Genomic DNA, 26,336 nt, shown 5'->3' on the forward strand with positions numbered 1-26,336 from the left:
GCGCCTACCTGAGCTTCAAGCTGGCCAGGCCGATCAGGCACAGCAGCATCGTGATGATCCAGAAGCGGATGACGACCTGGGTCTCGTTCCAACCGCTCTTCTCGAAGTGGTGGTGCAGCGGCGCCATCTTGAAGATGCGCCGGCCGGTGCCGAACTTCTTCTTCGTGAACTTGAACCAGCTGACCTGCAGCATCACGCTCAGCACTTCGGCGACGAAGATGCCGCCCATGATGCCGAGCACGATCTCCTGGCGCGTGATGACGGCCAGCGTGCCCAGGCCGCCGCCGAGAGCCAGCGCGCCGACGTCGCCCATGAAGACCTGGGCCGGGTGAGCGTTGAACCACAGGAAGGCCAGGCCCGCGCCGGCCATCGCGGCGCAGAAGATCAGCAGCTCGCCGGCGCCCGGGATATAGGGCAGCAGCAGGTATTTGGAGAACACCGAGGAGCCGGTCAGGTAGGCGAACAGGCCCAGGGCCGAGCCCACCAGCACGACGGGCATGATGGCCAGGCCGTCCAGGCCGTCGGTGAAGTTGACCGCGTTGCTGGTGCCGACGATGACGAAATAGGCCAGGGCCACGAAACCCCAGACGCCCAGCGGCATGCTGATGGTCTTGAAGAAGGGGATCAGCAGGTCGGCCTTGGGCGGCAGCTCGGTCGAGAAGCCGCTGGACACCCAGCGGATGAAGAGCTGCACGACGCCCAGAAAGGACGTCTCCGACACGCTGAAGGCCAGGTAGATGGCCGCGAACAGGCCGATGAGCGACTGCCACAGGAACTTCTCGCGGCTGGCCATGCCCTCGGGGTTCTTGTCGACCACCTTGCGCCAGTCGTCGACCCAGCCGATGGCGCCGAAGCCCATCGTGACCAGCATGACGACCCAGACGAAGCGGTTGCTCCAGTCGAACCACAAGAGCGTCGACACGCCGATGCCGATCAGCACGAGCACGCCGCCCATCGTCGGCGTGCCGCTCTTGGCCAGGTGGGCCTGCACGCCATAGGCGCGCACCGGCTGGCCGATCTTCATCTCGGTGAGGCGGCGGATGACCCAGGGCCCGAAGGCCAGGCCGATCAGCAGCGCCGTCATCGCGGCCATCACCGCGCGGAAGGTGATGTACTGGAAGACGCGCAGAAAGCCCAGGTCGGGGTAGAGGCCCTGCAGCCACTGGGCGAGGCTAAGCAGCATGCGGGTCTCCGGCGTTTGCGGTTTGCAGGGCAGCGACCACTTGTTCCATCTTCATGAAGCGCGAGCCCTTGACCAGGGTCTGGCTCACGCCGGGTTGTTCCTTGAGGGCCGCGATCAGCGCGGCCGTGTCGTCGAAGGCGCGGGCGCGCGGGCCATAGGCCACGGCCGCATCGCGGGCGGCCGCACCGGCGGTCCAGAAATGCGCGACGCCGCGCTCGGCCGCGTAGGCGCCCACCTCGCGGTGGAAGGCCGGGCCCTCGTTGCCCACCTCGCCCATGTCGCCGAGGACCAGCCAGCCGTCACCGGGCATGCCGGCCAGCACGTCGATGGCGGCGCGCACGCTGTCGGGGTTGGCGTTGTAGCTGTCGTCGATCAGCGTGCGGCCGCGTGCGTCGCGCTTGAGTTCGGAGCGCCCCTTCACGGCCCGGAAGCTCTCCAGCCCGCGGCCTATTGAACTCAGCGGCGCGCCGGCGGCCAGCGCGCAGGCAGCAGCGGCCAGCGCATTGCGCAGGTTGTGCTCGCCGGCCATGTGCAGCGCGACGGGCACCGTGCCGGCCGGCGTGTGAATCTCCAGCGCCCAGTGGGCGCCCATCCAGCTCGCCTGGCCCGTCACGTCAGCCTGGCCGCGCAGCGCGAAGCTCAGATGCGGACGCGCACCGGCCAGCTCCAGCCAGATCGGTGCGCAGGCGTCCTCGGCCGGAAAAACGGCGCAGCCGGTGGCCCCCAGGGCCTCGATGACGGCGCCGTTCTCGCGCGCGACGGCTTCCACCGTGGCCATGAACTCCTGGTGTTCGCGCTGGGCGTTGTTGACCAGGGCCACCGTGGGCCGGGTCATCGCGGCCAGCGGGGCGATCTCGCCGGGGTGGTTCATGCCCAGCTCGATGACGGCGGCGCGGTGGCTCAGCTCGTCGTCATGGCGCAGGCGCAGCAACGTCAGCGGCACGCCGATATCGTTGTTGTAGTTGCCCTCGGTGGCCAGCGCGTCATCCCCCACCCAGGCGCGCAGGATGCTGGCGATCATCTGCGTCGTCGTCGTCTTGCCATTGCTGCCGGTCACGGCGATGACGGGCAGCTGCTGCTGGCGGCGCCAGGCGGCGGCGAGCTGGCCCAGCGCAGCCTTGGCATCCGGCACCAGCAGGCCGGGCAGGCCCGCCTCAACCAGGCCACGCTCGGCCAGCGCCGCGACGGCGCCGGACTGCCTGGCCTGGGCCAGGAAGTCGTTGGCATCGAAGCGCTCGCCGCGCAGCGCGACGAAGAGGTCCCCCGGCCGCAGCGAACGCGTGTCGCTGTGCACGCGGGCAAAGCCGGTTGCGCCAGCGCCGACCAGCGTGGCGCCGGGCAGCAGGCCCTGGGCTTCGGCCAGCGTCATGAAGAAGCTCACAGACCCGCCCTTTCCAGCAGCGCAGCGCGCGCCTCGGCCACATCGGAGAAGGGACGGCGCACGCCGTGGACCTCCTGGTAATCCTCATGGCCCTTGCCGGCGATCAGCACGATGTCGCGCGCGCCTGCTTCGGCGACGGCGGCGCGGATGGCCTCCTCGCGCGACTCGATGACACGGGCAGCCGGCGCCGCCGCGGCGATGTCGGCCAGGATCTGCGCCGGCGCCTCGGTGCGGGGGTTGTCGGTCGTGATGACGACGCGGGCGGCCAGGCGGGCGGCGATGGCCCCCATCAGCGGGCGTTTGCCGCGGTCGCGGTCGCCGCCGCAGCCGAACACGCAGACCAGGGCGCCACCGCGCGCCGCGGCCAGCCCCTGCAGCGCGGACAGGGCCTTGTCCAGCGCATCCGGCGTGTGGGCATAGTCGACGACGACCTGGGGCAGCTCGCGGCCGTTGCCGACGCGCTGCATGCGGCCCGGCACCGGCGTCACCGCGGCCAGGGCCAGGGCCACGTCGGCCAGCGCATGGCCCTTGGCGCGCAGGGCGCCGGCCACGCCGAGCAGGTTGGCGGCGTTGTAGTCGCCGATCAGGCCGGTCTGCACGGCCACCGACTCGGCGCCCTCGTGCAGCGTGAAGCCCAGGCCGGCGCCGGTGTAGCGCAGGCCGCGGGCCGTGAGCCGGGCGTCGGCACGCTCGATGCCGGTGGTCCAGACGTCCAGCGCGGTCAGCTCATTCGCGAGGTCGGTGCCCTTGGGATCGTCGACATTGACGACCGCCGCGCGCAGCCCCGGAAAACCGAACAGCGCGCGCTTGGCCGCCCAGTAGGCGTCCATGCTGCCGTGGTAGTCGAGGTGGTCCTGCGTGAAGTTGGTGAACACGGCGACGCGGACGGCACTGCCGGCCAGCCGCCCCTCGACGATGCCAATGCTCGACGCCTCGATGGCGCAGGCCGCGAAGCCGCCGTCGCGCATGCGGGCGAAGGCGGCCTGCAGCAGCACCGGGTCGGGCGTGGTCAGGCCGTTGTAGTCCAGCCGGGGCGGCTCGCCCGCCGGCGCGCCGCTGCGCGGCGGCTCCCCGACCCCGAGCGTGCCGACGATGCCGCAGCGCCGGCCGAGCTGGCTGGAGGCCTGTGCGATCCACCAGGCCGACGAGGTCTTGCCATTGGTGCCGGTGACGGCGATGACGTCCAGCGCGTCGGTCGGCTTGCCGAAGAAGGCGGCGGCGATCTCGCCGGTGCGGGCCTTCAGGCCGGGCAGCGAGGCGACGCGCGCATCCACGAAGCCGAAGCGCTCGACGTCGCCGTCCTCGACGAGGCAGGTGGACGCGCCGGCGGCCAGCGCCGCGGCCACGAATTCGCGGCCGTCGCGGCCATAGCCGGGCCAGGCGATGAAGGCGTCGCCGGGCTGCACCTGGCGGCTGTCGGTGCGCAGCGTGCCGGTGCACCACTCGGCAAGCCAGCGAGCGGCGGCTTCGGGGGATTTGAGACGAGTCAACATCAGAAGCTTTCTTCCGTGGCCACGGCGCCCTTGTTCGCGAAGATCTGGCTCTTCACGTCGAGGTCGGGCTGCACGCCCAGCAGGCGCAGCGTCTGCGCCGCCACCTGGCTGAACACCGGGCCGGCGACCTGGCCACCGTAGTGAGCCCCGGTGCTCGGCTCGTCAACCATGACAGCGACGACGATGCGCGGCTTGCTGATGGGCGTGATGCCCACGAACCAGGAACGGTATTTGTGGGCGGCATAGCCGCGGCCTTCCTGCTTGTAGGCCGTGCCGCTCTTGCCGCCGACGCTGTAACCGGGCACCTGGGCCTCGGGCGCCGTACCGCCGGGGCCGGCCGCGGCCTGCAGCATCAGGCGGACCTCCTGCGTGACCTTGGGCGAGAACACGCGGATGCCGGCCACCGGATGGTCGTGAGGCTGGCGCAGCATGCTGACCGGGATGATCTCGCCGTCGCGCGCGAACACGGTGTAGGCGCGCGCCAGCTGGAACAGCGAGGCCGACAGGCCGTAGCCGTAGCTCATCGTCGCCTGCTCGATGGGCCGCCAGGTCTTCCAGGGCCGCAGCTTGCCGCTGATGGCGCCTGGAAAGCTGATCTGCGGGCGCTGGCCCAGGCCGATGGCCGTGAACATCTCGTGCATCTCGCGCGGCTGCATCTGCATCGCGAGCTTGGTGGCGCCGATGTTGCTGGAGAACTTGATCACGTCGCGCACCGGGATCACGCCGTGGGCATGGGTGTCGGTGATGACGGCGCCCTGGAAGGCATATCTGCCGGGGCCGGTGTCCACCAGCGTGTCGGGAGTGACGCGGCCGGTTTCCATCGCGAGGCCGGCGATGAAGGGCTTCATCGTCGAGCCGGGCTCGAAGACGTCGGTCAGCGCGCGGTTGCGCAGCTGCTCGCCGGAAAGGTGCTGGCGGTTGCCGGGGTCGTAGCTGGGGAAGTTGGCCAGGGCCAGCACCTCGCCGCTTTGCGCGTCCAGCACGACGACGGAGCCGGCCTTGGCCTTGTTCTCGGCCACCGCGTCGCGGATGCGCTGGTAGGCGAAGAACTGCACCTTGGAGTCGACGGAGAGGTCGATGTCCTGGCCGTTGGCGGCGGGCACGACGTCGCCGATGTCTTCCACCACGCGGCCCAGGCGGTCGCGCACGACGGAGCGCGAACCGTCGCGGCCCTGCAGCTCCTTCTGGAAGGCCAGCTCGATGCCCTCCTGGCCCTTGTCCTCGACATTGGTGAAGCCGACGACATGGGCCGCGGCCTCGCCCTCGGGGTATTTGCGGCGGTACTCGCGGTCCTGGAAGACGCCCTTCAGGCCGAGGGCCTTGACCTTGGCGGCGGTGTCGTCGTCGGACAGGCGCTTGAGCCAGACAAAGCGCGCCTCGGGGTTGAGCTTGGCCTCCAGCTCCTGGTTCGACAGCCCCAGCGCCTGGGCCAGCGCCTGGCGCTTGTCGGCGTCGGCGTCGACCTCCTTGGGGATGGCCCAGATCGACGGCACGGCCACGCTGGCGGCCAGGGTCTGGCCGCTGCGGTCGTTGATGCGGCCGCGGCTGGCCGGCAGCTCCAGCGTGTGGGCGTAGCGCGCCTCGCCCTGCTTCTGGAAAAAGTCGGTGTTGAGCACCTGCACGTAGACGGCGCGGGCCAGCAGGCCGAGGAAGGCCAGGCCGACGAGGGCGACCAGGAAGCGCGAGCGCCACGGCGGCGTCTTGGACGCCAGCAGCGGGCTGGTGGAATAGCTGACGCCGCGGCCCGAGCCGAGGGCGCGCGCGCCGGACCTGGCCTTGCCGCCGCCGCTCATGGCGTGCCTCCCGAGGCGACGACGGCCGGCGTGATGACGCGCATGCCCAGGCGCTCGCGCGCCACCTGCTCCACGCGCAGGTTGGTGGCCTGCGCATGGCGCTCGGCGGCCAGGCGCTCGGCGTCGGCGGCCAGGCGCTGGCCCTCGGCCCTGGCCTTGTCGAGCTCGGCGAACAGGCGGCGCGACTCGTAGGCGCTGTGCACGAGCACGACGCCGCTGGCCAGCACGGCCAGGATGAGGAGCAGGTTGAGCCTGGCCACCGCGATCAGCTTTTCAGCGGCGCGTCGGTGCGCTCGGCGATGCGCAGCACGGCGGAGCGGGCGCGCGGGTTGGCCTTGACCTCCGCCGCGCTGGGCATCACGCGGCCCAGGGCCTTCAGCGCCAGCGCCGGCGGCGGCGCGAACGGCGCGCGGCGGTCGAACTCGGCCTTGCTGTGGGCGGCGATGAACTGCTTCACGCGCCGGTCCTCCAGCGAGTGGAAGCTGATGACCGACAACCTTCCGCCGGGCGCCAGCAGGCGCAGGGCCGCGCTCAGCCCCTGCTCCAGCTGTTCAAGCTCGCGATTGACATGAATCCGAAGGGCTTGAAAGGTGCGCGTGGCCGGGTCTTGCCCGGGCTCGCGGGTCTTGACCGCGCGAGCCACGAGTTCGCGCAGCTCGTCGGTGCGCGTGAGCGGCGCACCGGCTTCCCGGCGAGCAACAAGCGCCTTTGCAATCTGGCCAGCAAACCGTTCTTCGCCATAGTCCCGAATCACCTGTGCGATCTCGCGCTCGTCGGCACGCGCGAGGAAGTCCGCCGCGCTCTCGCCGCGGGTCGTGTCCATGCGCATGTCCAGCGGCCCGTCGAAGCGAAAGCTGAAGCCGCGCTCCGGGTTGTCGATCTGCGGGCTGGACACGCCCAGGTCCAGCAGCACGCCGTCGACCTGGCGCACGCCGATGGCCGCCAGTTCCTCGGCCATGTCGGCAAAGCCGGCGTGCACGATGCGAAAGCGCGGGTCGGTGATGGCCGCGGCCGCGGCGACGGCCTCGGGATCGCGGTCGATGCCGATCAGCCGCCCCGCGGGCGCCAGTCGCGCCAGCAGCGCGCGCGAATGCCCGCCGCGGCCGAAGGTGCCGTCCACATAGGTTCCGTCCGGGCGCGCGAGCACGCCTTCCACCGCCTCGTCCAGCAGCACGGTGGTGTGGCGGAACTCGGCGCTCTCGTTCACGTCGGCGCCCATCAGAAACTGAAGTCCTTGAGCGCGTCGGGCAGCGGGCCGGCCATCACCTCGGCCTCGTGGGCGGCATGGGTCTCGGCGTCCCAGAGCTCGAAGTGGCTGCCCATGCCCAGCAGCATCACGTCGTTCTTGAGCCCGGCGCTCCTGCGCAGCTCGGGCGAGATCAGCACGCGCGCCGCCGAGTCGATCTCGACGTCCATCGCATTGCCGAGGAAGACCCGCTTCCAGCCCGCGGCCGACATCGGCAGCGCGGCGACCTTGTCGCGGAAGACCTCCCAGGTCGGGCGCGGGAACAGCATCAGGCAGCCGTCCGGGTGCTTGGTGACCGTCAGTCGGCCCTGGCAGAGCAATTGCAGCACCTCACGATGACGCGTGGGAACGCTCAGGCGCCCCTTGGCGTCCAGCGCCAAGTTGGAGGCTCCCTGAAAGACGATTTCCGACACTTTTCACCACGAAATGACACTTAGCCCCACTTTAAGCGCACCAATCCACCCGGTCAAGAATCCGCACAAGTTTTTTCAATGAAATCAAGCACTTAGCGCAAACTGTTGAAATCGACAGTGGCACCAGAAAATATCCTTCATAAATAAGGACTTGCTGGTCACTTGCGAAGTGGCGCTTGAAGTGTGGCGCGGCGACGCACCGTGTTTGTCCGCATGCGCCGGCAAGCCGCGCGGCTCGCGCGCCCGTGGCGTCGATGCGCGCAGCAAGGCGCAAGGCGACTGCACGCTGTGCGTCCAGGTCTGCCCGGCCGGCATCGACATCCGCAATGGCCTGCAGGCCGCGTGCATCAGCTGCGGCCTCTGCATCGACGCCTGCGATCAGGTGATGGGGAAGCTGGGCTCGCCCAGGGGTCTGGTGCGCTTTGGCGCCATGCAGCTCGACACCACGATGCGCGCGGACTTGCAGCATGCGCTGATGCGCCCGCGGGTGCTGGTTTACGGGAGCGCGTTGCTGGCCCTTGCCACGGCCATGGTCTGGGGATGGCTGGAACGCCCGGTGTTGAGGCTGAACGCGATGCGGGACCGCAGCGTCCTGGTACGCCAGTTGGATTTCGGCGCCGTGGAGAACGTCTACCGCCTGCAGGTGATGAATGCGAGCCTGCGGCCACGCACGCTGCGCCTGACGGCCTTCACGGGCGAAGGCCCGGCCGCAACCCCGGTTCAGGTGCAGCACGCCGAGCCCTTCACCGTCGATGCCGCAGGCGCGTCCACGCTGGTGACGACGGTACGGATGAGCGCCGAGGAGGCCGGCCGTCACCCCGGTGGCAGGCCCATCCCCCTGCACTTCGTGGTGGACTCCATGGAAACGACAGGCCCGGTGCAGGCGCGGACGGCGTCCACCTTCCTGCCAGGATGAATCGGCCACCTGTGCGCGAGCGGACGGGCCCGCTCAACGCCCGCCTCCCGGATCTGACGCCGGTCCCCGACACCACCGTCTGGTTCCAGGGCGAAACACCGCGGCACGAATTGCTGCTGGTGCGCCGGGGCATCCTGCGCCTGGAGCGGGTCACGGCCGGCGGCGAGGCCGCATCGTCAGCCTGGCCGGGCGGGGCATGCTGCTGGGCGTGGAGTCCTGGCTCGGCCAGGCCCATGGTTATGACCTCGTCAGCTGCACGTCGGCGCAGGTCTCCCGGCTTCGCTGCCGGGACGTCGAAGACAACTTGCTACAGCAGCCCGAGCGCTACCGCCGCCTGCTGCGGCACTGGCACCAAAGCCTGAGCGACTCGCAGGCCTGGTCGGCGGAGCTGCTACGAGGCAGCGCACGGCAGCGCATCCTGCAGTTGCTGCTGTGGCTCGTCGCGCTGAGTGCCGCGCGCGCCGGCCAGCATTCGGTCTGGCTGCCACGGCGCGAAGACATGGGCGCCATGCTGGGATTGGCAGAGGAGACCGCCAGCCGCCAGATCAGCCCGCTGTGCCGGGAAGGCCTGTGCACCCCCGGGGACCACGAAGCGCAGGGGTGGATGCTGCCCGCCTGAGGCGGGCCGTGGCGCTGGCGAACTCGGAATGAGCGCAAGGGCTCAGGCCGCAGCCGAGGCCAGCTCGCTGGCCAGCCCGCCGAGCCGGCGAAGTGCGTCGTCTATCCGGGCGTCGCCCGGGTGGCCCAGGTTGAGCCGCATATGGTGGACGAATCGCCGGTCCGCCGAGAAGAGCACGCCGGGCGCGGTGCTGATGCCCAGGCTCATCGCCTGATGATGCAGCGCGAGCGCCTCCACGCCGGCAGGCAGTTCAAGCCAGACGAAGTAGCCACCTGCAGGACGGGTGACACGCGTTCCCGCCGGAAAGTGGCGTTCGATCAGCCGACGCGCCCGTTGCTGTTCGGCGGCCAACGCGGTGCGCAGTTGGCGCAGATGGCGCTCGTAGCCGCCCTGCCCGAGGTAATCCGCGATCGCCAGCTGGGGCGGCAGGGCCGTCGCCAGCGAGCTCATCATCTTGAGCCGCCGAACCGCCGGCGAGAAGCGCCCCGCCGCAGCCCACCCGACGCGATAGCCCGGTGCCAGGCATTTGCTGAAGGAAGAGCAATGCAACACCCCGCCGGCCTGGTCAAAGGCCTTGGCGGACGGCGGTCGACGCACGTCGACGTACAGCTCCCCGTAGACGTCGTCCTCGATCAACGGCACGCCGTGACGCGCCAGCAGCTCCACCAAGGCCTGTTTGCGGGCTCTCGGCATCAAGGCACCCAGCGGATTCTGGAGCGTGGGCATGAACCAGCACGCCGCCACCCGCTGCCGGCCCAGCAGTTCGCCCAGCGCGTCCAGGTCCACGCCGTGCTGCGGGTCGGTCGGCACTTCGACGGCTTTCAGCTTGAGCCGCTCCAGGGCCTGCAGCGCTGCGTAGAACGTCGGGCTCTCCACGACCACCACATCGCCGGGCTGGGTGACGGCCTGCAGGCATAGATTCAATGCCTCCATCGCGCCGTTGGTGATGACCAACTCATCCTCGGCCAGGGGAACGCCCTGCAGCGCATAGCGCTTGCGCAGAGTCTGACGAAGCCCGGCGTCGCCGACGGTCAGCGCGCCGGTGATCTGGGCCGGCTTGAGCCGCCTCATGGCGCGCGCACCGCTACGCGCCAACGCCTCGAACGGAAACAGGTGCGGCGCTGGAAACGCAGACCCCAGCGGGACGACGGCCGCATCCCGGGTGGACTCCAGCAGATCGAATGCCAGGGCACTGACCGCAACTTCGGTGGCCTCGGCGCGGATCGGCGCCTGCAGCGGCAGCGCCCGCGCGGGCTTCTTCCGGGCCAGGACGTAGTAGCCCGAGCGCGGTCTCGCCTCGATGAGGCCGCGCGCCTCCAGCAGCCCGTAGGCCTGGAACACGGTCGACGGGCTGATGCCGTGATGCTGGCAGGTCACCCGCACCGACGGCAGGCGCTCGCCGGGCCGCAGCAATCCCTCGCCGATGGCCTGATCCATTTCATCAGCCAGCTTTTCGTAGCGCCTGCTGACGGGACCGGGCATCTGATGCGCTGAAGTTGGCTGAAATATTCATTCTACGGATCAGGCGCAGATGCCGACCGGCCGCGCGCCAGGCCTGCGGTGCCCGCCAAGGTCGGATATCAGCGCCCTGGCGAAACGTTCTGCGGGGCTAACCCGAGCCCGCCCCAGCCCGCGGCCAAGTCCGAACCGGTTTTGCCGCACAAGTCACGGCAGGGGCGTCTCCCTGTCGCTCAGATCGCATTCGGGGCGGCGATTTCTGCTGAAATTTCGGCCAGTTTCATCCGCCTCCGCCTGCATCCAGAACTCCATCAAGCGGGCGGCTCGCTCCCTCAAACCAAGGCCGCCCCATGAAGTTCTTGTCCCACCTGCGCATCGGACAACGTCTCGCCGCAGGCTTCACTGTCGCGATCGCCTGCCTGGTGGCCATGGCGGCCCAGGGCTACTTTGGCATCCAGACGCTGAACAGCGAGATCAGCCAGCTGCTCAGCAGCGACTACAAGGCCGTGGCCCTGGCCAACCTCGCCAAGGCCGAACTCGGCGACGCGTCGCGCTCGATGATGACGACGCTGATCATGACGGGCGAGGAGCAGATCAAGAAGGAGCTGGACACCGTGGCCAGCCAGCTGGCCGCGCACGAGAAGACCATGGCCGAGCTGGAACCGCTGCTGACCGACGAGGCCAGCCAGGAGCAGCTCAAGGCCGTCAAGGAGGCGCGGGCCAGGTTCATGCCGGCCCAGGCCTCCTTCGTGAAGATGGTGGCCGCCGGCGACACGGAGGGCGCGCCGCTGAAGTTCCAGTTCTCGGTGCGCGCCGCCCAGGTGAAGTACCAGGCCACGCTGGACAAGCTGGTCGAGACCCGCAACGCCGAGATGGAGGCCGCCGGCCTGAAGTCCAACGGCGTGGCGCGCAAGACCGGCCTGCTGCTGATGGCGCTGGCCCTGGCGGCCTGCGTCGCCAGCGTGGCCATCGGCGTGCTGACGACGCGCGGCATCGTCAACCCGCTGCGCGGCGCGGTGAACGTGGCCCGCCAGGTGGCCTCGGGCAACCTGACCAGCGAGATCGAGGTGAGCAGCCGCGACGAGACCGGCGAGCTGCTGCAGGCCCTGTCGGACATGAACGAGAGCCTGAAGGGCATCGTCGGCCGGGTGCGCGAGGGCACGGAGTCCATCTCCTCGGCCTCCAGCGAGATCGCCAGCGGCAACCTGGACCTGTCGGTGCGCACCGAGGCCCAGGCTGCGTCGCTGGAGCAGACACTTTCGGCGATGAAGACGCTGACCGACGCCGTGCAGCAGAACGCCCAGAACGCCCAGCAGGCCAACCAGCTCGCGCAGGCGGCCTCGACGGTGGCCGTGGAGGGCGGCGCGGTCGTGGCCAAGGTCGTGACGACGATGGGCAGCATCGACGCCTCGTCCAAGAAGATCGTCGACATCATCAGCGTCATCGACGGCATCGCCTTCCAGACCAATATCCTGGCGCTGAACGCGGCCGTGGAGGCCGCCCGTGCCGGCGAGCAGGGCCGCGGCTTCGCGGTGGTGGCCGGCGAGGTGCGCTCGCTGGCCGGCCGCAGCGCCGACGCGGCCAAGGAGATCAAGCGCCTGATCGGCGACTCGGTGGAAAAGGTCGCCCAGGGCAGCCAGCTCGTGGCCCAGGCCGGCAACACCATGCAGGGTGTGGTGGCGAGCGTGCAACGGATGACGGACATCATGGGCGAGATCACCCACGCCAGCGCCGAGCAGAGCTCCGGCATCGAGCGCGTCACGCATACCATCCACGACATGGACAAGAGCACGCAGCAGAACGCCGCGCTGGTGGAGCAGGCCGCCGCCGCCGCCGACTCCCTGCGTGCCCAGGCCCATGGCCTCGAAGAAGTCGTCAGCCTCTTCAAGCTCGAAGCGGCGCGCTGATCCCCTCCCCCCCAAGATCAAGACCAGGAGACAACATGAAGACGAACACCGCCATCCGCTGGATCTCAGGCCTGGGCCTGGCCCTGAGCCTCGCCGCGGCGGCCCAGGCCGTCGAGGTCGGCGGCCTGAAGTTCGACGACACCGCCAAGGTGGCCGGCAAGGAACTCAAGCTCAACGGCGCCGGCGTGCGCGTGCGCATCGTCGTCAAGGTCTATGCGATGGCGCTCTATCTGACCGAGAAGAAGACGACGACGGCCGGCGTGCTGGACAGCGCCGGCCCGCGCCGCTTCACCCTCGGCCTGCTTCGCGAAGTGACCGGCGACGAGCTCGGCCAGGCCTTCATGGCCGGCATCACTGCCAATACCGACAAGGCCGAGCGCTCCAAGTTCGTCAACCAACTCGCGCAGTTCGGCGAGGCCTTCGTCAGCATCCCCACGGCCAGGAAGGGCGACGTCATCACGGTGGACTGGGTGCCCGACACCGGCACGGTGATGGCGCTCAACGGCAAGCAGATCGGCGAGCCGCTGAAGGACGTCGGCTTCTACAACGCGGTGCTGAAGATCTGGCTGGGCGACAAGCCGGTCGACTCCACGCTCAAGCCCGAACTCCTGGGAAGCAAGGGCTGACACCCCCATGCACCAGCAAGCGCGCCACGCCGCCGCCGCGACGTGGCGCGATTTGCTTTTCACCGGCCCGCCCTGACTGCCCTTGTGGCAGCATGACCCGATCTTGAGCAGCAAGCCCTCCTCCTCGCTCTTCGCCGCCCTGGCCCTCGGCGCCAGCATCGGCCTGCTCGTGCCGGCCCTGATCGTCGGCGGCCTCTTCATCGGCCTGCGCGAATCCAAGGTCGCCGAGCAGAACCTGCAGCGCGACCTCGACGCCAAGCTCGACGTGCTGGCCAGCAGCCTGCCCGAGCTGCTTTGGAACCTCGACGCGGTCGCCGCGCGCGAGGTGGTGTCGGCCATCGTCAAGTCGCCCGAGGTGGTGCGCGTCAGCGTCAGCGACGCGTCGCAGGGCCTGCCCTTCATCGAAAGCCACCTGCCCGAGCGGCGCCTGGGCCAGACGCTGACCGGCGAGCGCGACATCCTGCGCGGCTCGACGCGCATCGGCCACATCCAGATCGAGATCGACGACCACCTCAGCACCACCGCGCTGCTGCGCCAGCGCTGGCTCTACGGCGCCACCGTGGGCGGCCAGCTGCTCGTGTCGCTGGCCCTGGTGCTGTGGCTGCTGAACTCGCGCCTGTTCCGCCCGCTGCGCGAGCTGGGCGGTTTCGCCAACGACCTCGCCCAGGGCCGCTTCAACGCCAAGCTCGAGCACAAGCGCCAGGACGAGATCGGCCTGCTCGGCGGCCACCTGGAGCACATGCGCGACGCGCTGCAGCAGCAGTTCGACGCCCAGCGCAGCCTGATCGAGCGGCTGCGCGGCATGGCCGAGACCGTGCCCGGCGTCGTCTACCAGCTGCGCCTGGCGGTCAACGGCGAATTCAGCTTCGCCTATGTCAGCGAGGCCGTGCGCGAATACTTCATGCTCGGCAGCGCCGAGCTCGGCCGCGGCGCCGCGCCCTGGTTCGAGCGCATCCACCCCGACGACCGCGCCGCCGTGCGCGAGAGCCTGCTGGCCTCCGCGCGCACCCTCAGCCCCTGGCAGCAGGAGTTCCGCACGCCGCTGGCCGACGGCGGCGAACGCTGGATCTACGGCAATGCCATCGCTCAGCGCGAGGCCGACGGCAGCGTGCTCTGGCACGGCTTCCTGACCGACATCTCGCGCCAGCGCCGCGACGCGCTGGAGCTGGAGCGCTACCGCCACCACCTCGAGGAACTCGTCGAGGCCCGCACCGCCGAGCTCGCCGAGGCCACCCAGGCCGCCCAGGCCGCCAGCCTGGCCAAGAGCGCCTTCCTGGCCAATATGAGCCACGAGATCCGCACGCCGATGAACGCCATCATCGGCCTGACCTATCTGGCTCAGAGCGACGCCGTCGAGCCCGTGCAGCAGCAGCGCCTGCAGAAGGTGGCCCATGCGGCCGAGCACCTGCTCAGCGTCATCAACAATGTGCTCGACTTCTCCAAGATCGAGGCCGGCAAGGTGCAGCTCGAGCGCGTCGAGTTCACCGTCGACGAGGTGCTGGACAACATCGCCAACATGACGCTGCAGGGCGCCGCGAGCAAGGGCCTGAAGGTCGAATGCGACATCGCGCCGGCGCTGCGCGGCCGCCCGCTGCTCGGCGACCCGCAGCGCATCACCGAGCTGCTACTGAACTTCGCCGGCAATGCAGTCAAGTTCACCGACCGCGGCTTCGTGCGCCTGTCGGCGCGCAGCGAGGGCTCGCCGTCACCGCAGCGCCTGAGCGTGCGCTTCGAGGTGGAGGACAGCGGCATCGGCATCGCCGCCGACGCCCAGGCGCGGCTGTTCCAGGACTTCGAGCAGGCCGACAAGTCCACCACGCGCCGCTACGGCGGCACCGGCCTGGGCCTGGCCATCTGCCGCCGCCTGGCCGAGCTGATGGGCGGCGTCGTCGGCGTCGACAGCACGCCCGGCCGCGGCAGCCGCTTCTGGTTCCAGGTCAATGTCGAACCCATGGCCATGAACGAGGAGCACGAGCCCGAGGCCAACACGCTGACCCGCTCGCACACGGCGCGCGAGCGCCTGGTCGCGCTGGCGGCGACCCACCCGCGCAAGCTGCTGCTGGCCGAGGACAACCCGGTCAACCAGGAGGTCGCGCTGGCGCTGATCGGCAGCACCGGCCTCGTCGTGGACGTGGCCGCCGACGGCCAGCAGGCCGTCGACATGGTGAAGGGCGGCGACTACGCCCTGGTGCTGATGGACGTGCAGATGCCCATCATGGACGGCCTGGACGCGACCCGCGCGATCCGCCGCCTGCCGCAGGGCGCCGAGCTGCCCATCCTGGCGATGACGGCCAATGCCTTCGACGAGGAACGCCAGCGCTGCCTGGATGCCGGCATGGACGACCATGTCGCCAAGCCCGTCGTCGCCGAGCAGCTGTTCACGACGCTCTACGACTGGCTGTCCGGCCAGCGCACGACGCTCAAGGGGACGCGCCGGGCGCCGCCTGCGACTCCTTGATGATCCGCCCCGAGCCGGCCTGCAGCGGCCTCGCGTTCATCGGGTAGAGCCGGGCGAATATGCCGATCTGCTGGGCCGTCAGCGGCACCGGCCGGCGCATCACCATCCACAGCACGCCCTCGCTGCAGGGCGGCGTCGTCAGCGAGCCCATATAGATGTAGTAGCCGCGGTCGGCCGGCAGCAGCTGGTTCAGGTCGATCTGCGACTGGGCCGCCAGCGCCTCGCCCTTTTCGAGCGGCAGATTGGCCCAGACCGCCTGCACCACCGGTTGAGGTCGATCGTCAGCACCGCGCTCCAGCGGCACGGCCACCACGGCCAGACGCCCCTGCTCGTCCCGGTGCACGAGGTGGACCACCATGTCGAACTGATGGCCGTTGATGCGCTCCTCGCCCGGCCGGTGGAAGTGGAATTGCACCAGCTCGAAGCGCCGGCCCATGACGGTCAGGCCATTGCCCGGCGCGACATTGACCTGCACGGTGTGGCCGTTGTCCAGTACCGAGAAGCCACTGGCGCGGTAGTCGAAGGCGATGGGCTCCAGGTCGACGGCCAGGCCGTCGCGGATGTCGATGGGGCTCTGGCGCGTGCCGACCGCGCAGAGCCGGTTCTCCGGCGCCAGCTCGGCCCAGTGATCGGGGCCGACGTCTCCCGCATAGCCCCAATGGGGCGCATGGGCCGCGTGCGGGCCCTCGCCCCTGGCCGGCTTCGCGGCCCTGGGCGCCGACTTGGCGGCGGCCATGGCGCTGCCCTCGACCTTGGTGGACAGGCGCTCGGCCAGGCGCTGGCGCAGCACCTCCACCGGTTCCTTGGGTTCCTGGGCCGGTGCAGCCGCCGCGGCCAGCAGCAGCGCAGCCAGGAGCGCGGACGGCAGAGATTGCATCTTCTTCATCATGGAGATTTCGGCGCCGCCGCCCAGGGCTTAAGCGGCGACGGAGCGGCGCACGCCATACCAGGCCGCCAGCCCCACCAGCATCAGCCCGGCCGACGTGACGGCCAGGGCCAGCGTGGAGTGCATGACCAGGGGCACCAGTACGCCGGCCACCAGGCCGTTGGCCGCCGAGCCGATGCAGGCCTGCAGCGACGAGGCCATGCCGCGGCGCTCGGGCACCTGGTCCAGCACCAGCAGCGTGACGACAGGCACCATCATGGCCCAGCCGAAGGCGAACAGGCCGACCATCGGCAGGGCCCAGAAGGGGCTCAGCGGCGCGAACAGGTTCAACAGGATATTGGCCACCGACACCGCGGACATGATGCGAAAGCCGCGCATGATCTGGCGCTTGGCCGACATCCGGCCGGCCAGCCGGCCGCTGACCGCCGCGCCGGCCATGATGCCGCCGATGGAGCAGATGAAGAACCAGAAGAACTGCGTCGGCGCGAAATGCAGGTGCTCGCCCAGGAAGACCGGCGTGGCCAGCACATAGAGGAACATTCCGTTGAAGGGGATGCCGCTGGCCAGCACCAGCAGCATGAACTTGCGGCTGCTGCACAGCCGCCCGTACTCGCGCATCAGCGCACCCGGGTGGAAGGGCTGCCTGAGCCCGGCGTGCAGGGTCTCGGGCAGCAGCCGCCAGTTGGACACCAGCAGGGCCGTGCCGACCAAGGTCAGGAACCAGAAGATCGAATGCCAGTCGGCATGCACGAACAGGAAGCCGCCCACCATCGGCGCGATGGCCGGCGCCACGCCGAAGAAGAGGGTCACCTGCGACATCACGCGCTGCGCATCGGCCGGCGGGAACATGTCGCGGATGATGGCCCGCGACACGACGATGCCGGCGCCCGCCGACATGCCCTGCACCGTGCGCCAGAAGACGAGCTGGCCGATGGAGCCGGCCAGCGCGCAGCCCACGCTCGCGCCCGTGAAGATGGCCAGGCCGACGAGCACCACGGGCCGGCGGCCGAAGCAGTCCGACAGCGCGCCGTGGAAGAGGTTCATGAAGGCGAAGCCGAGCAGATAGGCCGACAGCGTCTGCTGCATCTGCACCGGCGTCGCGTCCAGCGCCGCGGCGATGCCGGAGAAAGCCGGCAGATAGGTGTCGATGGAGAAGGGCCCGACCATGGCCAAGCAGGCCAGCAGCACGGACAGGGCCCAGCGGGGCGCGCGCCACAGGCGGCTGGCTTCGGGATTCATCGGGGGGGAGGGAGGGGATCGGGGGGCAAAGGAAGCAGTCTATCGACGCACCGCCGGCCCTGCCGAAAGAAAAGAGTGAAGCAAGCCGATAGGCCGGATTCTGTGCACCGCCCTGCCCTTGCGGGCCGGACGGCGTGACCGCCATTCCTCTGGGCCGGGCATCGCTGCCCGGCTCGTTGCCACCTACCCGCCAGCTCTGCGAGCCGCATCGACGCTGGCCTACTTGGTGTTGCTGCGCGTAGAGATTGCCCGTTTCACCTCCGTCGGGCAGAGCCCGACAGAGGTGCTGTTCGGTTCGCGCTTTCGCGCGATGGTGCGAAGCTTTCGCTCCACCCCACGCCAGCTTGCGCTGGCGCCTCACAGACCACCCATCGGGTTGTCCCAACAGAACTCGTCTCTGTTGCTCTGATCCTCGGCTTTCGCCGGGCAGCCGTTAGCTGCTACGCCGCTCTATGCAGTCCGGACCTTCCTCCAGGGCCTCGTTTCCGAGATCGCCCCAGCGGCGGTCTGGCTTGCTTCACACTAGCGATTATCCCAGCACCGGCCCAGGAACCGACATGAAGGCTCAGAACGTCCTCGACACCATCGGCAACACCCCACACATCCGGCTGCAGCGCCTGTTCAGCGGCAGCGAGGTCTGGGTCAAGTCCGAACGCAGCAACCCGGGCGGCTCCATCAAGGACCGCATCGCGCTGTCCATGGTCGAGGCCGCCGAGGCCAGCGGCGAGCTCAAGCCCGGCGGCACCATCATCGAACCCACCTCGGGCAACACCGGCGTCGGCCTAGCCATGGTGGCAGCCGTCAAGGGCTACAAGCTCATCCTGGTGATGCCCGACAGCATGAGCGTCGAGCGCCGCCGGCTGATGCTGGCCTATGGCGCGAGCTTCGACCTGACGCCGCGCGAGAAGGGCATGAAGGGCGCCATCGCCCGCGCCCGCGAGCTGCTGGAACAGCACCCGGACTCCTGGATGCCGCAGCAGTTCGAGAACGCGGCCAACCCGGCCGTGCACGTCAGGACAACGGCGCAGGAGATCCTGCGCGACTTCCCTGAAGGCCTGGACGCGCTGATCACCGGCGTCGGCACCGGCGGCCACATCAGCGGCTGTGCCCAGGTGCTGAAGGCCGTCTGGCCGCAGCTCAAGGTGTTTGCCGTGGAGCCCAGCGCCAGCCCCGTCATCAGTGGCGGCCAGCCCAGCCCGCACCCCATCCAGGGCATAGGCGCGGGCTTCATCCCGGCCGTGCTGGACACGGCCCGGCTGGACGGCGTCATCCAGGTCGAGGCCGAGGCCGCGCGCGAGTACGCGCGCCGCTGCGCCCGCGAGGAGGGCCTGCTGGTGGGCATCTCCAGCGGCGCGACGCTGGCGGCCATCGCGCAGAAGCTGCCCGAGCTGCCCGCGAGTGCGCGGGTGCTGGGCTTCAACTACGACACCGGCGAGCGCTACCTGTCGGTCGAGGGCTTCCTGCCGCAGACCTGAACCTCATTCGCCGCTGTCGTCCTCGCCGGCACCTTCGCTGTCCTTGTGCGCCTGGCGGGCCAGCTCGGCCTTCAGCGGCTTGAGGGACTCGATCAGGGCCTGCGGCGGCTGGGTGGGTGCGATGCGCAGCACCGGTGGCGGCAGGCTGGCGAGGTAGGGCGGGCCGAAGGTGTGCTGCTGTTCCTGGCGCCCCGCCGCCTGCAGGCCCAGGCCCAGCAGCAGCAGGACTGCGAGGCCGCCGTTCAGCGTGCGATGCGCGCCCGGCCAGACGAGGCGGGCATGCCAGGCGATCAGCAGCGCGGCGGCGATGGGCATGGACAGCGCCTCCAGCGCCATCAGCCGCGGCCAGGAGAAGGCATAGGCCACAGCCGGCAGCAGCCATTCCAGCAGCTGCATCGCGACGATGACGACGAGCGCGCGGCGCAGATGCGTCGTGAACGGGAAGCGGTGCTGGAAGAGCTGGCTGGCCAGCGACCACAGGCCCGCCCAGCCGAGCACGAGGGCCAGCGGCGCCAGCAGCGGCGAGGCATAGTCGACCCAGCGCGCGTCGGGGTCGACGGCGCTCCAGCGGTCCAGCCACTGGAAGAACAGCATGCCCAGAAGCAGCAGCGGCACCAGGGCCCAATGGCGGGTCTTGTCGACGATGAGCAGATGCTCGGGCGCGAGCATGTCGGCGCTGGTGCGCAGCCGCAGCAAGCAGCCGGCCAGCTGGAAGGCGCCGCCCGCGGGCAGCGGCGCCTCGTCGCCGCCGGCCAGGCGCTGCTTGCCGACATGGCCGCCGTTGCGGCTCGGCAGCAGCCTCAGCCGCACGCCGCCTGCGGGGGCGAGGTGCAGCTCGGCATGCTCGGCGGCGAGGTGGGCGTCGTCCAGCACGATGTCGCAGGCCGGCGAGCGGCCGATGCGCACGGGCCATCGCGTCACGCGCTGCACGAGCGTCGCGCGGCCGTCGCGGCCCAGCAGCTCGACGACGGCAGCGGGCGCGGTGGGCGTCGTCACTTGGCCTTGCTGCTGTTCGTCCACGCGAAGCCCTCCAGATAGTGCGCCGCGAGCTTGAGCGCGTTGTCGAAGCTGACGCCCTTGGCGTCGAAGCGGCCCAGCGCGCCCTGCGTGGACGAGTCCACCGTCGTCACGAGCACGCTGAGATCGTGCAGACCGTCGAGCTTGCGGTAGGCCCGCAGGCAGACGACGGCGCGCAGCGGCAGGCCGTCCCGGTCGACGAACTGCTCCTTGCAGTAGGGCGCGGTGCGCGCCTTGTCGGCAGCACCCAGGCGCTCGTTGCGAAAGCTCTGCGAATACTGGCGCGCGAAGCGCAGCGGGCCGAGCTTGCTGCCGTCATAGGCCTCGTGCGACATGTCCAGCCAGCCGGTCTGCAGGCTGCCGCTGACGAAGAGAGCGTGGTCCATGCGGCACTGCGAGCGCTCGAAGTCCAGGCCCTTGGTGTCGGCCGACGTCCCCCGCCCCCAGCAGCGCATGAAGTCCTGCCTGGGCACGGGCAGGCGGTAGCGGTCGTTGTTGGCACTCTCCCAGGGCTGGGACAGGAAGCGCGTGACGAGCTCGTCCTGGTAGCGGGTCAGCTGGTCGCGCAGGCGGGCCCAGGCGGCCGTGTGGATGGGCTTGGCGCCGAGGCTGCGCCTGACCAGGCCCTCGGCGAACTCGCCCGGCACGAGGAAGCTGACCTGCTGCGCGAACAGCAGCGTCGACACGTTGACGCCGACGACGCGGCCGTCCTCGTCCAGCACCGGCCCGCCGCTCATGCCGGGGTTGATGCCGCCCGCGTAGTAGATCAGCGGGTCGAAGCTGCGCTCGACCAGGCCGTTGTAGTTGCCCTCGACGACGGCGAAGGCCACGTCGTGCGGGTTGCCCATCGAATAGATGCGCTCGCCCTTGGCCAGCGGCTGGCTCTGCGGGCGGAAGCCCAGGGCGCCGCGGCCCTTCAGCCCATCGCCCACGGCGCGCAGCAGCGCCAGGTCGCGACGGGCGTCGAAGTCCAGCAGCTCCAGCGCGCCGCCCTGGCCGTCGGTCGTCGCATAGCGCAGCCGGTAGCTGTCGGGCTCCAGTGCGAACTGGCTGATGACGTGGTAGTTGGTGACGATGTGGCCGTCGTCGCTGACGAGGAAGCCCGAGCCGACCGAGGCCTGGCTGTCCTGGGTCTTCAGCAGCGTGCGGATCTGCAGCAGCTGGCCCTTGCTGCGCTCGTACAGGCGCCGGGCACTGGCCGACACGGTCGGCGGCTGCTGCGCCCCAGGCGCCGATGCGGCGGGCGCCTGCGTTTGCGCGCCGGCCGCAAGCGCCAGCCCGGCGAGGGCCGCGACCAGCAGGAACTTCAGACAGGACTTCAACAAGCGAGACCTCCGGTGGAGGGCGCCGATGCTAGCTGCTTTGGGCGGAATACCCGGTCGTCAGCGTAGAAGCCCGCCCCTCGTTTGCTGGCCACCAGCCAGGGATGCCGAGCACGGGCAGGGGGGGCAGCGCGGCCGGCACGCGGCCGGTGGCGGCGATGTGCCACTCGTAGCCCAGGCGCAGCGGTCCGGCGGGCTCGAAGCGCGCGTGGCCCAGTGCCTCGAGCACCGGCGCGCCATCCGCCAGCCGCGCCAGCACCGGTGCGGCCACGTCGCGGTACGGCTCGAACCAGGGCGCAGCCCAGTCCGGGGCGATCCTCAAGTAGCGAAGCGGACCTGGTTCGGCTGCTTGGCCGGCTGCAGCTCGAAGGCGTGCGGATGCTTGCGGAACAGCTTGGTCGACGGCGCGGACTTGGCCAGCAGGCCGGCCTCCTTCAACACCTTGGCGGCGGCGCCGAGGTCATGCCATTGGCCGTCGGCCAGCCTGGGCAGCAACGCCAGCACGGCGTTGATTTCCTTGGCGGCGGCAACGCTGGCGTCGACCGGGACCGGCGCTGCTGCCAGCTTGGGCACGGGCGCTGCAACGGGCCTGGGCGCAGGCACCGCGGCGGGCTTGGCTTCGGGCACAGGCGCCGCCGGCTTCAGAGCCGGGGCGGCGGCCTTGGCGGGTGCCGCGGCCTTCTTGGCGGCCGGCTTGGGTGCTGCTGCGGCCTTCCTGGCCGGCTCACGCTTGGGCGCGGGCTTGGGCGCGGAGCGGCCGCTGTCGTGGGCCAGTTCGTTGAACTGGTCGTAAATCTGGATCACGCCGTCGCCGGTCTTGCCGTGCTGGCCGAAGCCGCGCAGCCAGCAGCCCTTCTCGCGCAGGCGCAGCACCAGCGGCGCGAAGTCGCTGTCGGACGACACCAGCACGATGACGTCGGGCTTCTCGGTGATGGCCAGGTCCATCGCGTCGGCGGCCAGCGCGATGTCGGTGGAGTTCTTGCCGATGGCGAGGTTGACGATGGCACGCAGGCCCAGGCGCTTCAGGAAGCTTTGCTCGCGCAGCGCCTGCTCGGCATTGCAGTAGGCGCGGCGGATGTGGGCGGCGCCGTAGTCCTTGAACACGGCGTTGAGCGCCTGCTCGATGACATCGGTGGCGACGTTGTCGAAGTCGACGAGGAAGGCGACCTTCTTGTTCGTGTCGGTCATGCGATCAGTTTCCAGTTCAGCGTCTCGCCGCCGCGCAGCGGCTTCAGCTGGGCTTCGCCGAAGGGCACGGCGGACGGCAGCGTCCAGGGTTCGCGCTTGAGCGTGACGGTGCCGCCGTTGCGCGGCAGGCCGTAGAAGTCGGGGCCATGGTGGCCGGCGAAGGCGTCGAGCTTGTCGAGGGCGCCGATGGCTTCGAAGGCCTCGGCATACAGCTCCAGCGCCGCGATGGCCGTGAAGCAGCCGGCGCCGCAGACCGAGGCCTCCTTCAGCTGGGCCGCGTGCGGCGCGCTGTCGGTGCCGAGGAAGAACTTGGGCAGGCCCGAGGCCGCAGCCTTCAGCAGGGCCTGGCGGTGCTCCTCGCGCTTGAGCACGGGCAGGCAGTAGTAGTGCGGGCGCAGGCCACCGGTGAAGATGGCGTTGCGGTTGTAGAGCAGGTGCTGGGGCGTGATGGTGGCGGCGGTGAAGCGGTCGGCCTCGGTCACGTACTGGGCGGCCTCCTTGGTCGTGATGTGCTCGAACACGACCTTGAGCTCGGGCATGGCGGCGCGCAGCGGCGTCATCACGCGGTCGACGAAGACGGCCTCGCGGTCGAAGACGTCGATGTCGGCGTCGGTCACCTCGCCGTGCACGAGGAAGAGCAGGCCCTCGCGCTGCATGGCCTCCAGCGTCCTGTAGGTCTTGCGGATGTCGGTCACGCCGGCATCGCTGTTGGTCGTGGCGCCGGCCGGATAGAGCTTGAGCGCGACGACGCCCGCGTCCTTCGCACGCTTGATCTCGTCCGGCGGCGTGTTGTCCGTCAGGTACATCGTCATCAGCGGCTGGAAGTCGCTGCCCTCGGGCAGGGCGGCGAGGATGCGCTCGCGATAGGCCAGGGCCTGGGCCGCGGTGGTGACAGGCGGGCGCAGATTGGGCATGACGATGGCACGCGCGAACTGGTGCGCCGTATAGGGCAGGACGCTGGCCAGCGCCGCCTCGTCGCGCAGGTGCAGATGCCAGTCGTCCGGGCGGGTGAGGGTGAGGATGTCGGTCATGATGGGGTGGGATTGTCGTCGTCCAGATAGCCCGCGAGCTGGCCGGTCAGCCAGTCCATGAAGACGCGCACGCGCCGCGGCGTGTGGCGGCGCTGGCTCGTGACGAGGTTGACCGACAGCGGCGCCGGCTCGTAGCCCGGCAGCACGCGCACGAGGCGCCCGTCCGCGATGGCCGCGCGCAAGCCGATGCCGGGCGCCTGCACGATGCCCATGCCGGCCAGCGCGGCGGTCTCGTAGGCATCGGTGTGGTTGACGCTGACCCGCGCCGGCAGGCCCAGGCTGCGTGCCCGGCCCTCCGCGTCCACCCAGTCGAAGCGCGGCCGGCGGTCGGCCCAGGTCTGGCTGTAGTGGACGAGCTCATGGCCCTGGGCGAGCAGATCATCCGGCGTTCCGGGCATGCCGCGTGCGGCCAGATAGGCCGGGCTGGCGGCGTTGACCAGGCTGACGCGCCCGAGCGGCCGCGCCACCAGCATGGGGTCATGGACGGCGCCAACGCGCAGCACGCAGTCGAAGCCCTCCTCCACGAGGTCCACGCGCCGGTCCGAGCAGCTCAGCTCCACCTGCAGACCCGGATGCGCGGCCAGAAAGCCCGGCAGGGCCGGCAGCACGCGGCCCAGGGCCAGGCGCACCGGCATGTCCACGCGCAGCCGGCCGCCGAGCTGGCGATCCTGCTGGAACAGCGCCTCGACCTCGCCGGCGTCCGCCAGCAGCGTGCGGGCGCGCTCCGCGAGCAGCTCGCCGTCCGAGGTCAGGCTGACACGCCGCGTCGTGCGCTGGAACAGGCGCGTGCCGAGCCGGGCCTCCAGTTCACGCACGACCTGGCTGACCCGCCCCTTGGGCAGGCCCAGCTCGTCGGCAGCCCGGCTGAAGTGGGCCAGCTCGGCGACCTGCAGGAAGACGCGCAACGCGGCCAGATCCAGATTGGATTGCATTTAATGCACAGTCTTTTCAAACGAACCTACTTTATCGACATTAAATAGAACAATAAATTCCCTCCGTCACCACTCCACGGAGAAATCCATGCAATCCACGTCCATCACGTTGATCACCGGCGGCAGCCGCGGCCTGGGCGCCGCGATGGCCCTCGCCCTGGCCCGCGACAACCACGACATCGTGCTGACCTACCGCGAGGCCGCCACTGCCGCCGACACGGTCGTCGCGCAGATCCAGGCCCTGGGACGGCGCGCGCTGGCCCTGCCGCTGGATGTGGCCGATGCGGCCGGCTTCCCGGCCTTCGTCGCGCGGCTGCAGGCCGGCCTGGACGCCTGGGGCGCAAGCCGGCTGGACGGCCTCGTCAACAATGCCGGCGCCGGCGCCCACGCCAGCTTTGCCAAGACGACGCCGGCCCAGTTCGACGCGATGCTGGCCATCCATCTGAAGGGCCCCTTCTTCCTGACCCAGGCCCTGCTGCCGCTGCTGGCCGACGGCGCCCGCGTGCTGAACATCTCCAGCGGCCTGGCCCGCTTCACGGTCCCGGGCTATGGCGCCTACGCGGTGATGAAGGGGGCCGTCGAGGTGCTGAGCCGCTACCAGGCCAAGGAGCTGGCCGCGCGCGGCATCCGCGTGAACACGCTGGCGCCGGGCGCGATCGCGACCGATTTCGGCGGCGGTGCGGTGCGCGACAACGCGGAGCTGAACCGCTTCGTCGCATCGGTCACGGCCCTGGGCCGGGCCGGCGAGGCCGCCGACATCGGCGGCGCCGCGGCGGCGCTGATGCGGCCGGGCGCCGGCTGGATCACCGGCCAGCGCGTGGAGGCGTCGGGCGGGATGTTCCTCTGATCGAAGACGGCCCCAAACGGCCCCGTCTTCGGGCTGAGGCCTGACACGACAAGTCCCGAGGGCTTGTCGTGCTTGCCGAAGGGCAGCCGCTCTGCCGGCTGCGCGGTCTGCAAGACCGACCAGGCTTGCCCGCGTTCAGCGCGGCAAGCCTGGGCAAGGGGCTCAGTGCTGCAGGATCTTCGAGAGGAAGTCCTTGGCGCGGGGCGAACGCTCCTCGGGCTTGCCGAAGAAGTCGGCGCTGGAGCAGTCCTCGACGATCTTGCCGGCGTCCATGAAGATGACGCGGTTGCTGACCCGCTTGGCAAAGCCCATCTCGTGCGTCACGCACATCATGGTCATGCCCTCGTTGGCCAGCTGCACCATCACGTCCAGCACCTCGCCCACCATCTCGGGGTCGAGCGCCGAGGTGGGTTCGTCGAACAGCATGACGATGGGGTCCATCGACAGCGCCCGCGCGATGGCCACGCGCTGCTGCTGGCCGCCGGAGAGCTGGCCCGGGAACTTGTCCTTGTGGGCCGACAGGCCGACGCGGTCCAGCATCTTCAGGCCGCGCGCCTTGGCGTCGGCCAGCGAGCGGCCCAGCACCTTGACCTGGGCGATGGTCAGGTTCTCGGTCACCGACAGGTGCGGGAAGAGCTCGAAATGCTGGAACACCATGCCGACGCGCGAGCGCAGCTTGGGCAGGTTGGTCTTGGGGTCGGCGATGGAGATGCCGTCGACGACGATGTCGCCCTTCTGGAAGGGCTCCAGCGCGTTGACGGTCTTGATCAGCGTCGACTTGCCCGAGCCCGAGGGCCCGCAAACGACGACGACCTCGCCCTTCTTGATGGACGTCGTGCAGTCGGTCAGCACCTGGAAGCTGCCGTACCACTTGGAGATGTTCTTGATGTCAATCACAACGCGACC

At 70.0% G+C, this 26,336-nt stretch carries 24 protein-coding genes and 1 other RNA gene; 7 read left to right on the top strand and 18 right to left on the bottom strand.

Features of this window, described 5'->3' with window-relative positions:
• Positions 1-4: 4 nt before the first annotated feature.
• Genes mraY through mraZ form a run of 7 tightly spaced genes read right to left on the bottom strand, consistent with a single transcriptional unit; the run spans position 5 to position 7,500 of the window.
• Positions 5-1,183: a phospho-N-acetylmuramoyl-pentapeptide-transferase gene (gene mraY / locus EV671_RS06495; protein ID WP_132570479.1), complete on the bottom strand. Its 1,179-nt coding sequence runs from the start codon at positions 1,181-1,183 to the stop codon at positions 5-7.
• Positions 1,173-2,552 (bottom strand): UDP-N-acetylmuramoyl-tripeptide--D-alanyl-D-alanine ligase, encoded by a 1,380-nt coding sequence (locus EV671_RS06500; RefSeq protein WP_132570480.1) that lies wholly within the window; start codon positions 2,550-2,552, stop codon positions 1,173-1,175. The genes mraY and EV671_RS06500 overlap by 11 nt, the downstream gene beginning before the upstream one ends.
• 8 nt (positions 2,553-2,560) lie before the next feature.
• Entirely contained in the window at positions 2,561-4,057 is a 1,497-nt protein-coding gene (locus EV671_RS06505) for a UDP-N-acetylmuramoyl-L-alanyl-D-glutamate--2,6-diaminopimelate ligase (RefSeq protein ID WP_132570481.1), read from the bottom strand.
• Positions 4,057-5,850, bottom strand: a complete 1,794-nt coding sequence (locus EV671_RS06510) for a peptidoglycan D,D-transpeptidase FtsI family protein (protein ID WP_132570482.1) — start codon at positions 5,848-5,850, stop codon at positions 4,057-4,059. Before EV671_RS06510 ends, EV671_RS06505 begins: the two co-directional genes overlap by 1 nt.
• Positions 5,847-6,110, bottom strand: a complete 264-nt coding sequence (gene ftsL / locus EV671_RS06515; protein WP_243655603.1) for a cell division protein FtsL — start codon at positions 6,108-6,110, stop codon at positions 5,847-5,849. The genes EV671_RS06510 and ftsL overlap by 4 nt, the downstream gene beginning before the upstream one ends.
• A 5-nt stretch (positions 6,111-6,115) precedes the next feature.
• Positions 6,116-7,069, bottom strand: coding sequence for a 16S rRNA (cytosine(1402)-N(4))-methyltransferase RsmH (rsmH, locus tag EV671_RS06520; RefSeq protein ID WP_132570484.1), 954 nt, complete (start codon positions 7,067-7,069; stop codon positions 6,116-6,118).
• A complete protein-coding gene (gene mraZ, locus EV671_RS06525) occupies positions 7,069-7,500 on the bottom strand; it encodes a division/cell wall cluster transcriptional repressor MraZ (RefSeq protein ID WP_243655613.1) in 432 nt (143 codons plus the stop codon). The genes rsmH and mraZ overlap by 1 nt, the downstream gene beginning before the upstream one ends.
• 190 nt (positions 7,501-7,690) lie before the next feature.
• Here mraZ and EV671_RS06530 point away from each other — a divergent pair, with 190 nt between their 5' ends.
• Positions 7,691-8,425 carry a 4Fe-4S dicluster domain-containing protein gene (locus EV671_RS06530; RefSeq protein ID WP_132570486.1) on the top strand — a complete coding sequence of 245 codons (735 nt, stop codon included), beginning with the start codon at positions 7,691-7,693 and terminating at the stop codon, positions 8,423-8,425.
• 196 nt (positions 8,426-8,621) lie between these two features.
• Positions 8,622-9,044, top strand: coding sequence for a helix-turn-helix domain-containing protein (locus EV671_RS06535; protein ID WP_132570487.1), 423 nt, complete (start codon positions 8,622-8,624; stop codon positions 9,042-9,044).
• Positions 9,045-9,086: 42 nt separating this feature from the next.
• Here EV671_RS06535 and EV671_RS06540 read toward each other — a convergent pair whose 3' ends face one another.
• Positions 9,087-10,526 (bottom strand): aminotransferase-like domain-containing protein, encoded by a 1,440-nt coding sequence (locus tag EV671_RS06540; protein ID WP_132570488.1) that lies wholly within the window; start codon positions 10,524-10,526, stop codon positions 9,087-9,089.
• A gap of 326 nt (positions 10,527-10,852) precedes the next feature.
• Between EV671_RS06540 and EV671_RS06545 the strand changes: the two genes are divergently transcribed.
• From EV671_RS06545 to EV671_RS06555, 3 genes are all read left to right on the top strand, one after another.
• Entirely contained in the window at positions 10,853-12,409 is a 1,557-nt protein-coding gene (locus tag EV671_RS06545; RefSeq protein ID WP_132570489.1) for a methyl-accepting chemotaxis protein, read from the top strand.
• A gap of 35 nt (positions 12,410-12,444) precedes the next feature.
• On the top strand, positions 12,445-13,035 hold the full coding sequence (locus EV671_RS06550) for a chalcone isomerase family protein (protein WP_132570490.1): 591 nt from the start codon (positions 12,445-12,447) through the stop codon (positions 13,033-13,035).
• 103 nt (positions 13,036-13,138) lie between these two features.
• Positions 13,139-15,493 (top strand): ATP-binding protein, encoded by a 2,355-nt coding sequence (locus EV671_RS06555; protein ID WP_132570491.1) that lies wholly within the window; start codon positions 13,139-13,141, stop codon positions 15,491-15,493.
• On the opposite strand, the gene EV671_RS06560 is transcribed toward EV671_RS06555, so the two are convergent.
• The 3 genes from EV671_RS06560 to rnpB all read right to left on the bottom strand — a co-directional run bounded on the left by EV671_RS06560 (position 15,456) and on the right by rnpB (position 18,137).
• Positions 15,456-16,370, bottom strand: a complete 915-nt coding sequence (locus EV671_RS06560) for a carbonic anhydrase (protein ID WP_132570535.1) — start codon at positions 16,368-16,370, stop codon at positions 15,456-15,458. The two genes, EV671_RS06555 and EV671_RS06560, sit on opposite strands and share 38 nt — an antisense overlap.
• Positions 16,371-16,409: 39 nt before the next feature.
• Entirely contained in the window at positions 16,410-17,618 is a 1,209-nt protein-coding gene (locus EV671_RS06565) for a multidrug effflux MFS transporter (protein ID WP_132570492.1), read from the bottom strand.
• A 73-nt stretch (positions 17,619-17,691) separates the two neighbouring features.
• Positions 17,692-18,137: RNase P RNA component class A (gene rnpB / locus EV671_RS06570), an RNA gene on the bottom strand.
• 38 nt (positions 18,138-18,175) lie between these two features.
• Here rnpB and cysK point away from each other — a divergent pair.
• A complete protein-coding gene (gene cysK / locus EV671_RS06575) occupies positions 18,176-19,093 on the top strand; it encodes a cysteine synthase A (RefSeq protein ID WP_132570493.1) in 918 nt (305 codons plus the stop codon).
• Between the two features lie 3 nt (positions 19,094-19,096).
• On the opposite strand, the gene EV671_RS06580 is transcribed toward cysK, so the two are convergent.
• From EV671_RS06580 to EV671_RS06605, 6 genes are read right to left on the bottom strand one after another with little or no spacing between them, the layout of a single operon-like run.
• On the bottom strand, positions 19,097-20,113 hold the full coding sequence (locus EV671_RS06580; RefSeq protein ID WP_132570494.1) for an FHA domain-containing protein: 1,017 nt from the start codon (positions 20,111-20,113) through the stop codon (positions 19,097-19,099).
• The gene (locus tag EV671_RS06585; protein ID WP_243655604.1) at positions 20,086-21,435 is read right to left on the bottom strand and encodes a S1 family peptidase; all 1,350 of its coding nucleotides are present in this window, start codon (positions 21,433-21,435) and stop codon (positions 20,086-20,088) included. The genes EV671_RS06580 and EV671_RS06585 overlap by 28 nt, the downstream gene beginning before the upstream one ends.
• A 28-nt stretch (positions 21,436-21,463) precedes the next feature.
• Positions 21,464-21,754, bottom strand: a complete 291-nt coding sequence (locus EV671_RS27235) for a DUF3025 domain-containing protein (RefSeq protein WP_243655605.1) — start codon at positions 21,752-21,754, stop codon at positions 21,464-21,466.
• On the bottom strand, positions 21,751-22,620 hold the full coding sequence (locus EV671_RS06595; RefSeq protein WP_132570495.1) for an NYN domain-containing protein: 870 nt from the start codon (positions 22,618-22,620) through the stop codon (positions 21,751-21,753). The genes EV671_RS27235 and EV671_RS06595 overlap by 4 nt, the downstream gene beginning before the upstream one ends.
• Entirely contained in the window at positions 22,617-23,651 is a 1,035-nt protein-coding gene (gene pyrC / locus EV671_RS06600; RefSeq protein ID WP_132570496.1) for a dihydroorotase, read from the bottom strand. The genes EV671_RS06595 and pyrC overlap by 4 nt, the downstream gene beginning before the upstream one ends.
• Positions 23,648-24,583 (bottom strand): LysR family transcriptional regulator, encoded by a 936-nt coding sequence (locus tag EV671_RS06605; RefSeq protein ID WP_132570497.1) that lies wholly within the window; start codon positions 24,581-24,583, stop codon positions 23,648-23,650. Before EV671_RS06605 ends, pyrC begins: the two co-directional genes overlap by 4 nt.
• Positions 24,584-24,671: 88 nt before the next feature.
• Between EV671_RS06605 and EV671_RS06610 the strand changes: the two genes are divergently transcribed.
• Positions 24,672-25,430 (top strand): SDR family NAD(P)-dependent oxidoreductase, encoded by a 759-nt coding sequence (locus tag EV671_RS06610; RefSeq protein WP_132570498.1) that lies wholly within the window; start codon positions 24,672-24,674, stop codon positions 25,428-25,430.
• A 162-nt stretch (positions 25,431-25,592) separates the two neighbouring features.
• On the opposite strand, the gene EV671_RS06615 is transcribed toward EV671_RS06610, so the two are convergent.
• Positions 25,593-26,327 carry an amino acid ABC transporter ATP-binding protein gene (locus EV671_RS06615; protein ID WP_132570499.1) on the bottom strand — a complete coding sequence of 245 codons (735 nt, stop codon included), beginning with the start codon at positions 26,325-26,327 and terminating at the stop codon, positions 25,593-25,595.
• Positions 26,328-26,336: the final 9 nt, after the last annotated feature.

Origin of the sequence: Roseateles saccharophilus (genome assembly GCF_004342485.1) — a bacterium.
Classification (GTDB): domain Bacteria; phylum Pseudomonadota; class Gammaproteobacteria; order Burkholderiales; family Burkholderiaceae_C; genus Pelomonas; species Pelomonas saccharophila.